Genomic DNA, 13509 nt, shown 5'->3' on the forward strand with positions numbered 1-13509 from the left:
GCCAGCTTTTCTATCTAAAAGTGAAAGGCTCTACCCCTGGCGCTCTGGGATACGCACAACCAACCCATCCAGCGCATCGCGCACTCTTATCTGGCACGAAAGGCGCGAATTCGGCTGCACTTCATAGGCGAAGTCGAGCATGTCTTCTTCCATCGCCTCCGGCTCGCCGACTTCTGCGGTCCATTCTTCATCGACATAGACATGGCATGTCGCGCAGGCGCAGGCGCCGCCGCACTCGGCCTCAATGCCGGGAACGGCGCTGCGGATAGCGTTTTCCATTACGGTCGAGCCGTTTTCCGCTTCAACGTCGAAGCGCGTCCCGTCGAACGCAATGAAAGAGAGTTTCGTCATGATTGCCCCTGCATGCGGAAAGCGATTTTGTCACGCATGTCTTTATTCCGAAACCGGTTCCCACTTTCGGGAGACATGCTTGTGTACCGCGCAGATAATCACTCCTGCGGGCGAGTCAACACCGCGCAAAACGCCACATTGCGACGTCTTCCGGGCATTTCAGCCGAAATTGCGCTACCTGCTGATTGCGGCGATGAAGTCGCGCGCCTCGTCAACGAGCTCCGGCAGGCGCTTTAGAGCCTTCTCGTCGAACGGGTTCTTCTCGATCGCTTCCATGCACTCGGCAATCGCGAATGCACCTATGCCCCGCGCCGATCCTTTAAGACCATGCGCAAGCCGCAAACGCTCCTGGCTGTCGCCATGAACCATGCCGTCGCGCACGAGTGCTGCCTGTTGAACGAAGAGCGCCAGCACTTCCTGTTCGACCAGACGGTCGTCCATTGTCTGCTTGGCGAGGTGAACGAGGTCGATGGGACGCCTTCTGATGGAACCTGAAGACGATTCGCCCCCTGGCATCGCGAATGCGATTGCGTTGGCGGCACTCATAACCATACTCGATACTCCGGTACTTCCCGTCTTGAGACGGGCCATGCTAAGTCAATCATGTGGATAACGCGTTAACGCGACCCGCCCTCATATCGCGCGCAAAGCCGCCAAATTCATGGCTACGTTAACCTTATGTTTAAACTTTTACGTATCTCGCCGAATGCATGTTTTCTTTACCAGTGTGTGCCAGTACGATACGGCAAGTCATAATAAGCCACGCGTACGGACCCCATGTGTAACCCGAGTTAACGGTAGGGGACGTGCCACGAGTACAGGGTAAGGCGGCATGGCAAAGAAATCGACACCGGCAAAATCGCTCGACATAGACGTTGCGAAAGAGCTTGAAGACGCGCTCGACATAGATCTGTTGGGAAGCGACGATCTGGATATCGCAGCTTCCATGGAAGATCTGGAAGCGCAGATCACGCAGGCAGCAGACGAGCTGGCGCGCGAAAGCAGGCAGGAGCAGGCTGCTGCTCCCAAGGAGACGGTGAAGGCCCCGCCCCCGCAGGCTCCAAAGCCAGCCGCAAAAGCTGAAACGAAATCCGCACCGGCCAAGGACCTTCGTCCGGTCGAGACGCAGCCGAGCTTCAAGCCCGCCGGTCTCGCACCGGCAAACGACGACCGCCAGAAGGATTACCGCACGCTGCTGCAGGGCCTAAACAGCCGCGGCTCGAATGCGATCTACTGGACTGTCGGGCTTCTCTCGCTTCTGTGGATTGCTGGCGGCGTCATGCTCGGCCATGTGCTGTTCACGCCGAGCGTTCTGGAAATCCGTTCGATCCAGCAGCTTATCGATCGTCCTTACGCAATCCTGCTGGCCGTCGCGACGATCACACCGATGGTCCTTTTCTGGGCGTTTGCCGTGATGATCCGCCGTGCGCAGGAAATGCGCCTTGCCGCACAGTCGATGACCGAAGTTGCGTTCCGCCTTGCGGAACCTGAGAATCTTGCGCAGGACCGCGTCATGATGGTCGGTCAAGCCGTTCGCCGCGAAGTCGCGGCCATGGGCGAAGGCATCGAACGCACCCTTGCTCGCGCCGTCGAACTCGAAACGTTGGTCCACACCGAAGTCAACCAGATCGAGCGCTCCTATTCGGAAAACGAGGCGCGCATCCGCTCGCTGGTCGATGGCCTCGGCAATGAACGCGAAGCCGTTGTCAGCCACGCTGAGCGCGTTCGCGCTTCTATTTCCGGTGCGCATGAAACGCTGCGCGACGAGCTTGGCTCTGCCAGCGACGTCATCCGCGACAGCATTCTGAACGCCTCGACCAAGCTGTCGATGACGATCAGCACGACGGGCGACACGCTCATCGACCGCATCAACGAAAGCGGCCTTTCCATCTTCGATTCCATGGATACGCGCATGGAATCTCTGGGCAACCGCATCACAACGTCCGGCGAGGCATTCGCCAGCCTGCTCGACACGCGCATTGCGCGCCTGTCGGAAAGCACAGACAACATCACCCGCTCGCTCTCCGACCTTCTGGACGAGCGCACTACGGGCATGGTCTCCCTGCTCGGCAATGCAACGCGCACCCTCAATGAGGATCTCGAAGCCAATCTGAAGGGCATCGAGCGCACATTGGCAGAGCGTGGCCAGGGCCTCATCAGCGAGTTCCAGACCCGCGCCGAGGCGCTGGACACCGGCACGCAGAAGCTCAATGCCGCTCTCGAAGCGCGCGCACGCCAGATCAACGAGACGCTGGTCGAACGCGCCCGCGAAATCGCCGGTGCCTTCACGGACGGCGAAAAGACGCTGTCCAGTATGATCGAGGAAGGCAAGTCGCGCATCGGTTCGGATATGGCAGACATCGTACTGTCCACCTCCACCATGCTCGAAACGCGCGCCAATGATTTCGCCGAGCGTATGGAGGCTTCGCGCCACATCATCTCCGGTTCGTTCGATGCGGATATCGAAAAGCTGCATGAAGCCCGCGGTGGCATCGAAGCCGCTGTCGAGGAACACACCCGCAAGCTGGCCGAAGGCCGCGACCGCATGGCAGCCGCGCTCAAGGCCGATCTGGCCGAATTCGCCGCCGGTCGCGCAAGCATCGACGATGCGATCAGCACGCAGGTTCAGAAGCTGGCCGAAGGCCGCAACATCATCTCGCGTGCCCTTGAAGAGGATTTGCGCAAGGTCAACGAGCAGCGCGCAGGCATCGACGCCTCGCTCGGCAATCATCTGGAAAAGCTTGCAGAAAGCCGCGAAAATCTCGCGCGCTCCCTGCAGGAGGATTCCCAGAAGCTTACGCAGACCCGCGCTGGCATCGACGACATGGTCGCAAGCCACGTCGCCAAGCTGTCGGAAGGCCGCAGCCTGCTCTCACGCGCTCTTGAAGCTGACCTCGGCAAGATCGGCGACAGCCGCGAAGCGATCGAAGGTCTTGTCACAGGTCAGGTGGAAAAGCTTGCCGAAGGCCGCGAGCAGCTCGCCAAAGCCTTGGAAGCCGATCTCGACAAGCTTTCCGCGACGCGCGCCGACATTGACGGCCTCGTTACCGGACAGGTCGAGAAGCTCGCCGAAGGCCGCGAACAGCTCACAAGGGCTCTGGAAGCCGACCTGGAAAAGCTGTCCGCAACGCGCGCCGACATCGACGGTCTGGTCGCCGGTCAGGTCGAGAGACTGGCCGAAGGCCGCGACATCCTGAGCAAGGCCCTCGAAGACGATCTCGGCAAGCTTTCAGCCACCCGTTCCGATATCGACAGCCTCGTTGCCAGCCAGGTTCAGCACCTTGCAGAGGGCCGCAATGTCCTTCAGCAGGCGCTTGAAGAGGATTTGCAGAAACTCGCAGAAAGCCGTGCCGACATCGACGGTCTGGTCAGCGGACAGGTTCAGAAACTTGCCGAAGGCCGCGATATTCTGAAAAAGGCTCTCGAGGACGATCTCGCAAAGCTCACCGAAAGCCGCTCAGGCATCGACGGTCTTGTGGCCGGTCAGGTCGAGCGTCTGTCGCATGGCCGCGACATTCTGCAGAAGGCCCTCGAGAAGGATTTGCAGCGTCTTGCCGAAAGCCGCGCAAGCATCGACGATCTGGTCGCCGCACAGGTGGACAAGATTGCCGAAGGCCGCGCTGTGCTTCAGCGCGCACTTGAGGAAGACCTTTCCAAGGTTGCCGATAGCCGCTCAGGGCTGGAAGGCATCGTTGAAGCTCAGATCGCGAAGTTCACTGATGGCCGCGACACCCTTAGCCGCGCCCTTGAAGATGACCTCGCAAAGCTGAACGAAAGCCGCTCCAGCATTGACGGGCTCATCGCCGGTCAGGTCGAGCGCCTTGCCGAAGGCCGCAACATCCTCAAGCGCGCCCTGGAATCCGACCTTGAGAAGATTTCGGAAAGCCGTTCGGGCGTCGATGAAGTCATTTCCGGCCAGATCAGCAAATTCGTCGATGGTCGCGAAATGCTCAGCCGCGCGCTGGATGACGATCTGAACAAGCTCGTCGATGCCCGCAAGGAAATCGACAACGCCATCTCCGGTCACATCGACCAGATCGCAAGCAGGCGTAACGAGATCACCGACGCGCTGGCAAGCGATGTCGAGCGCATCGAGGAAGCCTTCCGTCGTCAGACCGGCGTTATCGAAGAACGCACCGGAACGATGGAACACGCTCTTTCCATCGGCGTGGACAATGTCCGCAAGGTTTTGGAAAACAGCGCGATGGTCGTTGCCGGCTCACTGCGCGAAAAGGTGCTGGAAGTCACCGCAGCGCTCAACGAGCAGGCCGGACAGGCCTTCACGGATGCGGATCGCCGCATTGCCGAGCGCGCCGAACAAACCTCGGCCGCCCTCATGTCGCGTGCCGATGACATCGCCCGTGCCTTCGAGGATGCCGATCAGCGTCTTGCCTCGCGCGTTCAGGAAACGTCCAGCCTGCTTTCGGCGCGTGCCGACGAGACGGCCGACACGCTTGCTGCCCGCGTTGGCGAGATCACCCGCTCCTTCGACGATGCGGACCAGAAGCTGGTTGCCCGCGCCATCGAAACCGCAAACGCGCTTGCTGCTCGCGCTGGCGATATTCTCCAGAATTTCGACCAGGCCGATCAGCGCATGGGTACACGCATCAGCGAGTCGGCAGATGCACTGGCTGCCCGTGCATCCGAACTCGGTCGCATTTTCGACGCCGCCGACCAACAGCTCGTCTCGCGCATTTCCGAAGGTGCGGACAAGCTCTCGGATCGCGCTTCCGAACTCGGCAAGATCTTCGACGATGCAGATGAACGCCTCGCCTCCCGCGTGGCCGACAGCGCCGCAACGCTCGGAACCCGCGCAGGCGAAATCATCCGCAACTTCGAGGAAGCGGACAACCGCCTTGCTGCCCGCGTCAGCGATACGGCTGAAAGCCTGTCGGGCCGCGCAGCCGAAATCGGCCGCGTGTTCGAAACTGCCGACGAGCGCATTGCCGCCCGCGTCAGCGAAAGCACGAGCGTCATCGGCTCGCATGCAGCCGAAATCGCCAACGCGTTCGCCGATACCGAACAGCGCGTTGTCGCCCGTGCACGCCAGACCACGATCGAACTCGAAGCAGGCGCTCGCGCCATTGAGGAACGTCTGTCGGGTGTAGACGAAAAGCTCGTCGCCGGTGCCGAAGCAGCCGCAGCCCGCGTTGCCGAACACGTCTCCCAGGCTGAAGGCCGCCTCGCCTACAGCGCGGAAAATGTCGGCAACAAGCTGAACGAGCAGATTTCTCAGGCCGAAGCCCAGCTCGTCACACGCGCCAATACGATTGCCGAAACCTTCACGGCGGTTGGCCAGCATATCGGCCAGAGCACCAATGACGCAGCACGCGCAATCGGCACCAACACGCGTGAACTCAATGCAATGCTCGCCGAGCGTTCAGCGGAAATCAGCCGCATTCTGGACGAAACGGCAAAGCCGCTTGCAGATCGCATGGTCGAAAGCGGCAACGAGTTGCAGCGCGGCATGGAACTGGCAACCGAGCGCGCAACGGAGCGTCTTCGTTCCGAAAACGCGGCCCTGGTCAATGCTCTTGCCCACCGCACGACCGAAACGCTGGAAGCCGTCGCTGGTGCACGTTCCAGCCTGGCCGATGGCGTCTCCGATCTGATCGACCGCCTTGCAGCCTCCAGCACGCAGCTCAACGACTTGATCGAGAAGGCATCCGCCAATCTTTCCAATGTCGATGAACGCCTTGCAGGAAGCACGCAGAGCTTCGCGGCAACCACGGAAAAGGCAGCGCAAACCTTTGCAAGCTCGGCCCGTCTGGTGGATTCCAACACCACCCGCCTCACCGAACTGTCTTCGGGCACGCTGCGTGAGGTCGCTTCCATCGCAAGCCGCTTCGACGAACACAGCCGTCTGCTCTCCAGTGCGTCCGATCTTCTAAGCTCGGCCCAGAGCAATCTGGAACACACGCTGGAACGCCAGTCGTCGCTGGAAGATCTCGCGGTCGGCCTCGTAAAGAAGTCGGAAGAACTGGAGCGCGTCATGCACTCCTTCGACAGCCTCGTCGGGCAGACGCTCGAAAAGGCCGAAGGCAAGACGCTCGCTTCCGCCGACAAGATTCGTTCGGCGATCTCGGAAGTCGTGGAATCCGCAACCAAGAAGTTCGCGGACGCCACGGAGGACATGCGCAAGACCGCGGGCTCGATCAAATCCGAGTTGGAAAGCACCCGCGCAGAGCTGAAAAAGGGCGTGCTCGACATGCCGCTTGAGGCCAAGGAATCGACCACGGCAATCCGTCGTGCGGTTTCCGAGCAGATCAACGCGCTCAAGGAACTGTCGGAAATCGTGGCCAAGTCCGGCCGCTCCGTCGATGTTTCGGAATCGCGTTCGGCAAAAACGGCACCTCAGCAGCGCAAGCCAGCAGCAGCACCGGCTCCTCAGCCAGCACCTGCACCGCGCCCTGCTGCTGCCGCACCACAGGCACCTGCCCTTCGTGGCGCCGTGGAGCCAGAACAAACGCGCCGCGATGCCAAGCAGCCTGGCGGTTGGGTCCGTGACCTGCTGACAGGCGCGTCACGTGATGACAGTGCCGCAGTGCTTGCTGAGCCTGCTGCGCGGTCGGAACAGGGTGCGCGTTCGCCGCTTCATGTCGTTGAATCGCTAAACTCGCTCTCGGTCGATATTGCACGCGCAATCGATCACGAAGCCTCGATCGAGCTTTGGGATCGCTACCGCCGCGGCGAGCGCGACGTCTTCACGCGTCGTCTCTACACGCTCAAGGGTCAGCAGACATTCGATGAAATCCGCCGCAAATATCAGGCGGACAGCGAGTTCCGCGCAGCCGTCGATCGTTATTGCGACGATTTCGAAAAGCTCCTGAAGGACATCGCCCGCAACGACCGCGACAACATCATGACGCAGACCTATCTCAGTTCGGATACGGGCAAGGTCTACACGATGCTCGCCCATGCAGGCGGCAGGCTTCGGTAAAGACTGAGTTCAGGCATTAAAAAAGGCGGGAAATTTCCCGCCTTTTTTGTTGTTCTTAGCGTCTGCTTGTCGTGAAAACTCGTGAGTTTCACGCCAAATTCAAAAGCTAGAGTCCTTCATTTTTAGATAGAAACGCTGTCCCGCCAGCGTTCGTTCTATCTAAAAATAAAGCTCTCTAAATGGACGACCCGGTCCATTGGACGATCTCAGCCGCTGCCCTGCCGAACGCCGCATCGAGACCTGCGACATAGGCATCATTGCCTGTACCTGCAATCGGCGCACTGGCCCTGAAGGTTTGCGCCGCACGAACGACGCCGTTCTTGTCGTTCAGGATGCGGACGAAGATTTCGACATCGGCGCGCGCACCGCCGTCGAGCCTGATTTCGAAGGCACGCAGCTCAGCGATGATCTGGTAGTCGATGGCAAGACCCTCGCCGGGCTTGCCGACGCCTGCGAACCCGCCGGATGCCTGGAAGGTTTCGGCCAGCTTTGCCTGCACGATGCGCGGGAGCCTGTCGGCCCACTGTGCGCCCTTCAAATACTGGATCGAGCCTGCGGAAGGCTTGATGACGATGTTCTCGCCATCCAGCGCCTTGAGCGCGGAAGGCTCGGCAATGAGTATCTGTGCACGGCTGCGAGCGCCGCCACTGGCCGCAGGCGCGGACAGATCATAGGTATCGAGCGGAGCCGGGCCGCCACCGGGAAACAGCGCGCAACCGGAAAGGAAGACGGCCATAGCGGCACCGATCGTTAGTGATTTCACTGATTTCAACGGCTTGCCTCCCGCCTGCAATGCAATTGTGTCGATCAAAACGGCAGCTCCATTCTGGAGTAAATGCAAAAGCTCATCAGCGACGCGCCCGCCCGTCATACTGGCGCACGGCACCGTCGCCGCCGGTTATGATACGCTGCGGATTACGCTCCAGATCGGTAACGGCGCGCTCGATGCGATCGATCGAGCGGCGGCTGTCACGAACCAGCGATTCCACGTCGCGCAGGCCCTGTCCGGAAAAGCGTGCCAGCCCGTCGGTGATCACACCAAGGCGGCTATTGAGTGTATCGGCAACCTGCCTGAAGGATTTCAGCGTCTCGCTGGCATCGGCCATCACGCCTTCCGCTTCGCCGGAGCCAAGCAGATTGTCGACCTTCACGAGCACGCCATCGACCCGTACGGAAGCCGCATTGAGGCGCTGTGTCAGCTCTGCCGCATCCGAAATCATCTTGTCGATGTCGCTCGACCGGTCGCTGAACTTCTCGGTCACTTTCGCAATGTCGGAAGCCGCCGTTTTTGCGTTATCCGAGGCGGAAGCGATATTCGACATGGTCGTGCGAACGGCATCGGCATCCACGCCTTCCAGAACGCTATCGACCTTGCCGAGCGTAACTTGAGTCTTCTGCGCGAAATCATTGATCGAGCCGACCGCCGTTTCGACGCTGCGAATGATCTCGTCGAACTGCTTGCTGCTTTCGCTAAGACTTCCGGTGAAAACCTCGAAATTGGAAACGATCGTCTGGATTTTTTCGCGATCGACCGAATTCAGCAGGCCTTCGGCAGCGTTCAGCGTGCCCTCAAGCTTGCCGGAAACACCCGCAAGCTCCACCGAAAGCGCACTCACGCTTTCAAGGAACTTGTTGATTCCATCGGAATTGGCGGCAAGCGCGTCGGAGAATTTCTGGACGTTCTGCGCCGTCTGCGTCAGCGGCCCGCGCACGTCCTTGGTAAAGCCTTCAAGCTGCGAAAGCACTTCGTCGGCGCGCTTGAAAATGTCCTGCGCCGTCTGCAGCAAATTCGTCACTGCCGATGGATTGGCAGTAATTTCAGCCATCTGATTGGCAGCATCCGCCTCATCCAGCAGCTTCGGCTCTTTGACCGCAACGCCCTTCAATTCGATATTCGCCTGCCCTGTCAGACCGGCCAAACCGATATCGGCCTGCGTCGAGCGGGTGATAGGCGTCAAACGGTCGATTTCAGTGTCGGCGATTGCAACAGTCGGATTGTCCACATCGATGTAGACGCGGCGCACGTCGCCCACCTTCACGCCGTTGAACAGCACCGCGCTGCCGCGACCAAGACCGGAAGCCGATCCCGGTATGCGTACGCGCAACATGCCGGTTTCGCCCCGGTCGCCGATTGCCGCTGTCCAATAGACAAAGCCAAACGCTGCCAGCAGCGCTGCGACCGTGAATATTCCGACAATGACGTAATTTGCTCTGGTTTCCATCAGTAGCCCTTGTTCATACTCTCGCGGAAAGGTCGAGCTGCCTCGCCCTCTTGCCTCGGAAGTAGGATTTCACCCACGGCTCATCGCTTTTGAGCATGTCCGCGATGGTGCCTTCCACCAGAACACGCTTCTTGCCGAGCACAGCCACCCTGTCGCAGACGGAGAATAGGCTATCGAGATCGTGCGTCACCATATAGACGGTCAGCCCCATCGTATCGCGAAGCTTGGCGACAAGCTCATCGAACTCGGCCGCACCAATCGGGTCGAGACCGGATGTCGGCTCGTCCAGAAACACGATGTCGGGATCGAGCGCCAAGGCGCGCGCAAGCGCTGCGCGCTTGATCATGCCGCCCGAAAGCTCCGAAGGGAATTTATAGGCGGCACTTCGGGACAGCCCGACCAGCTCGATTTTCAGCAAGGCCAGCTCGTCCATCAGCTTTTTGGGCAGATCGAGATATTCACGCATCGGCACCTGAACGTTTTCGAGCACGGTCAGCGCCGAAAACAGCGCTCCATGCTGAAACAGAACGCCAAGCCGCATATCAATCTTCATGCGGTCCGCGTCGCTTTCCTTGTCGATATCGACGCCAAAAAGCTTGATCGTGCCGGAACGCTTCTTGTTCAGTCCAAGAATGGTGCGCAGCAGAACGGACTTGCCCGCACCCGAAGCGCCGACAAAGCCGAGAATTTCGCCACGCCGAATGTCGAGGTCGAGGTTTTCCAGCACCACCGTATCGCCGAAACCGACGGTAACGCCCTTCGCCGAAAGCACGATCTCGCGGTCGTCGCCCGTCTGCTCTTCCGTTCTCACTTCGTCTTCGACCACAGCAACCATCTTAGAAACCGATCTGCGCGAAGAAGATGGCGAACATGCCGTCGAGAATGACGACGATGAAAATCGACTTCACCACGGATGCCGTAACGCGCGCGCCCAGCGATTCGGCACTGCCGCCCACTTTCAGCCCTTCGACCGAGGCGATAATTCCGATGATTAGCGCCATGAAAGGCGCCTTGATGAGCCCCGCAAAGATCGTGCTGACGTCGATGCTAACACGCAACCGGTCAATGAAGGCCGCAGGGGTAATGTCGGAATAAACCCAGGTCACGAGGATCGCCCCGCCGATTGCGGCGAAATTGGCGGCAATCGTCAGGCATGGCAGCGCGATAACCAGCGCGACCAGACGCGGAAACACCAGAACGCCGACCGGATTGAGCCCGATGACGGTCAGCGCGTCGACTTCCTCGCGCATCTTCATGGAGCCGATTTCGGCCGTGATCGCACTTCCGGAGCGGCCGGCGATCATGATCGCCGTCATCAGCACGCCGAGTTCGCGCAGCACAAGAATGCCGACCAGATCGACTACGAAGATGTCCGCGCCAAAGTAGCGAAGCTGGAAAGCACCCTGCTGCGCAACGATCGCGCCAACGATGCCCGACATGAGGACCACAACGGGAATGGCGCCGACGCCCATCTTGTCGATCTGGTTGAAGATCGCCGCGAGGTTGATCGCATGGCCTCGACCGAGCTTCATCTGCGCGCCGCGGACGGTCGCGCCCAGAATGCCCATCGAAGCGATGAAATCATCGCGCATCAGGTAAACCTGCCTGCCGACAGCTTCGAAAAACCGGATTACGAAGTTCGGCCGAACGGATTGCTGGGAATCGTCTTCGCGCTTCAAAGCTTCGTTAACTGCACCGATCAGGATCGAAGCGACTTCGCTCTCGCCGGAAATCTTCGTCTCGATGTTGCTTTCGCGATTGGCGGTGACCAGCCGCTCGATAAGCCAGGCGCCCGCAGTATCGATCTTCTGAACACCGGAGAGGTCGAGATTGAAGCTTTCAACGCCTTGACGACCGCCGATCTTGCGCATTTCATCGTCGACGAGAGCAACGGTTCTTGTCGTCCAGATGCCCGAAAGAGCGCAGGTCAAAGCGCCGCCTTCCTCTGTCACCTCGACGCGCGGGTGACGGGAGGCTTCCTCCGCCGTGGCGGGTTCGTCCTTTGACTTGGCCTTGCTCAACATTACGATTCGTTTTACCCGCTCGCCCTGTGACTGTCACTTTTCAGCGTCATCCGGCAGCCCCTCGTGGAAGAGAATTTTATGAAACGTGTCATTTTAGCCGAAGAAGAACGTTTCCCGATTGCCGGAACGTTTAGAATATCGCGCGGTTCCAAGACTGTTGCAGAGATTGTTACTTGCACCATCAAAGACGGGTCTTTCACCGGTCGCGGCGAATGCGTTCCATACCGCCGTTACGGCGAGACGATCGAAAGCGTACTGGCTCAGATCGATACCGTCAGGCCGGCACTCGAAAACGGGCTGGACCGGAAAACGCTCCAGGATTCCATGCCAGCCGGCGCGGCGAGAAACGCACTTGATTGCGCGCTATGGGACCTGGAATCGAAAAAATCCGGCAAAACCGTAGCGGAAAGGCTCTCGATACAGCCAAAACCGCTCGAAACGGCTTACACGCTGTCGCTTGATGAGCCCGAAGCGATGGCGGCCCAAGCCCGTGCCAATGCAGCACGGCCATTGCTCAAGATAAAACTGGGCGGCGACAAGGATATCGCCTCCATTCGCGCCGTGCGGCAGGCGGCACCGCAAAGCCGCCTGATCCTTGACGCCAATGAAGGTTGGACCAACGAGAACCTTCTGGAAAACCTGAAAGTGGCTGCCGAATTGCGCGTATCGCTGATCGAACAGCCGCTGCCGGTCGGAAAGGACGCGATCTTGCGCGACATTCCGCATCTGGTGCCTATCTGCGCCGATGAAAGCGTCCACGAGGCGGCAGACCTCGAAACCCTGCTCGGCCTCTATGACGCGGTGAACATCAAACTCGATAAGGCCGGAGGTTTGACCGCCGCAATCGAACTGCGCGACCGCGCGAACGAACTCGGCCTTTCGGTGATGGTAGGCTGCATGGTCGGCACATCGCTGGCGATGGCACCCGCCGTGCTTCTGGCGCAGGGTGCGGAATTCGTAGATCTCGACGGCCCGCTCCTGCTCGCGCAAGATCGAGAACCCGGCCTGACCTATAACGGATCGCTTGTTTCCCCGCCCGATCCGTCGCTCTGGGGTTAAGCTGCTTTCTCGAGTGCGGCCTTGATCGGTGCCGGAAGAACAATGTCGCCTTTGAAAGGACGTTCCGCCAGCATATGCGGCCAATGGATGATTTCCATGCGCCCGTCGAAATGCTCCACGACGGCGGTGCAGCTTTCGACCCAATCGCCGCTGTTCACATAGCGCACGTCGCCCATATCCTCGATCACAGCATGATGGATATGGCCGCACACGACGCCATCCACATCGGAGCGCTTGGCTTCATCGACCACCGCATTCTGGAATGCGCCGATGAAATTCACCGCCTTTTTCACATTCTGCTTCGCCCATGATGAAAACGACCAGTAAGGCCAGCCGAACATGCGCCGCACAAACGAAACCGCGCGGTTGATGACGATCGCCATATCGTAGGCGTGGTCGCCGACATAGGCGAGCCAGCGGGCATTGTGGACAACCGCATCGAACTGGTCGCCATGAATGACGAGATAGCGTTTGCCGTCTGCGGCTTCATGCACGATGCGGTCTGCGACAAGAATCCCGCCGAAATGCACGCCCTGGAACATGCGCAGGAATTCGTCGTGATTGCCCGCGATATAGATGATTTTCGTGCCCTTGCGCGCCTTTCGCAAAAGCTTCTGCACGACATCATTATGGCTTTGCGGCCAATGCCAGGCGCGGCGCAGCCGCCAGCCATCGACAATGTCTCCGACGAGATAGATCGTTTCCGCATCGTGAAATCGCAGGAAGTCCACCAGAAACTCGGCCTTCGCGGCTTTTGAGCCCAGATGAACATCCGAGATGAACAGCGTGCGGAACTTGCGGGTTGGGTCAGCGGTCATGGCATCTCGAACCGTTGCAGCTTTTCGAGCGTATTCCCCGATTCATGCAACAGGCGTATGACGGTTGCGGTCTTTAGACGTCATGTTTACGGTCC

Annotated in this window: 9 protein-coding genes; 2 read left to right on the forward strand and 7 right to left on the reverse strand. The window is 59.6% G+C overall.

What is annotated here, in order from left to right:
* Nucleotides 1–30 precede the first annotated feature (30 nt).
* Complete coding sequence (locus ABFT80_RS10375) at nt 31–351, reverse strand: 2Fe-2S iron-sulfur cluster-binding protein (protein ID WP_347971839.1); 321 nt, start codon at nt 349–351, stop codon at nt 31–33.
* Nucleotides 352–525: 174 nt separating this feature from the next.
* A complete protein-coding gene (locus ABFT80_RS10380) occupies nt 526–897 on the reverse strand; it encodes an Hpt domain-containing protein (RefSeq protein WP_347972202.1) in 372 nt (123 codons plus the stop codon).
* 286 nt (nt 898–1183) lie between these two features.
* Here ABFT80_RS10380 and ABFT80_RS10385 point away from each other — a divergent pair, with 286 nt between their 5' ends.
* The gene (locus ABFT80_RS10385) at nt 1184–7291 is read left to right on the forward strand and encodes a kinesin (protein WP_347971840.1); all 6108 of its coding nucleotides are present in this window, start codon (nt 1184–1186) and stop codon (nt 7289–7291) included.
* Nucleotides 7292–7466: 175 nt separating this feature from the next.
* Here the strand turns inward: ABFT80_RS10385 and ABFT80_RS10390 are convergent, their stop codons facing one another.
* The 4 genes from ABFT80_RS10390 to ABFT80_RS10405 form a co-directional block, all read right to left on the reverse strand.
* Nucleotides 7467–8027 carry an ABC-type transport auxiliary lipoprotein family protein gene (locus ABFT80_RS10390; protein WP_347972203.1) on the reverse strand — a complete coding sequence of 187 codons (561 nt, stop codon included), beginning with the start codon at nt 8025–8027 and terminating at the stop codon, nt 7467–7469.
* A 112-nt stretch (nt 8028–8139) separates the two neighbouring features.
* A complete protein-coding gene (locus ABFT80_RS10395; RefSeq protein WP_347971841.1) occupies nt 8140–9513 on the reverse strand; it encodes an MlaD family protein in 1374 nt (457 codons plus the stop codon).
* 13 nt (nt 9514–9526) lie between these two features.
* Nucleotides 9527–10348: an ABC transporter ATP-binding protein gene (locus tag ABFT80_RS10400; RefSeq protein ID WP_347971842.1), complete on the reverse strand. Its 822-nt coding sequence runs from the start codon at nt 10346–10348 to the stop codon at nt 9527–9529.
* A 1-nt stretch (nt 10349) separates the two neighbouring features.
* The gene (locus ABFT80_RS10405; RefSeq protein ID WP_347971843.1) at nt 10350–11537 is read right to left on the reverse strand and encodes an ABC transporter permease; all 1188 of its coding nucleotides are present in this window, start codon (nt 11535–11537) and stop codon (nt 10350–10352) included.
* A 78-nt stretch (nt 11538–11615) separates the two neighbouring features.
* Between ABFT80_RS10405 and dgcA the strand changes: the two genes are divergently transcribed.
* Complete coding sequence (dgcA, locus tag ABFT80_RS10410; protein WP_347971844.1) at nt 11616–12596, forward strand: N-acetyl-D-Glu racemase DgcA; 981 nt, start codon at nt 11616–11618, stop codon at nt 12594–12596.
* Here dgcA and ABFT80_RS10415 read toward each other — a convergent pair.
* Nucleotides 12593–13414 (reverse strand): UDP-2,3-diacylglucosamine diphosphatase, encoded by an 822-nt coding sequence (locus ABFT80_RS10415; RefSeq protein WP_347971845.1) that lies wholly within the window; start codon nt 13412–13414, stop codon nt 12593–12595. The two genes, dgcA and ABFT80_RS10415, sit on opposite strands and share 4 nt — an antisense overlap.
* Nucleotides 13415–13509 lie beyond the last annotated feature (95 nt).

The sequence above is a fragment of the Foliimonas ilicis genome, assembly GCF_039939195.1.
Taxonomy (GTDB): domain Bacteria; phylum Pseudomonadota; class Alphaproteobacteria; order Rhizobiales; family Rhizobiaceae; genus Foliimonas; species Foliimonas ilicis.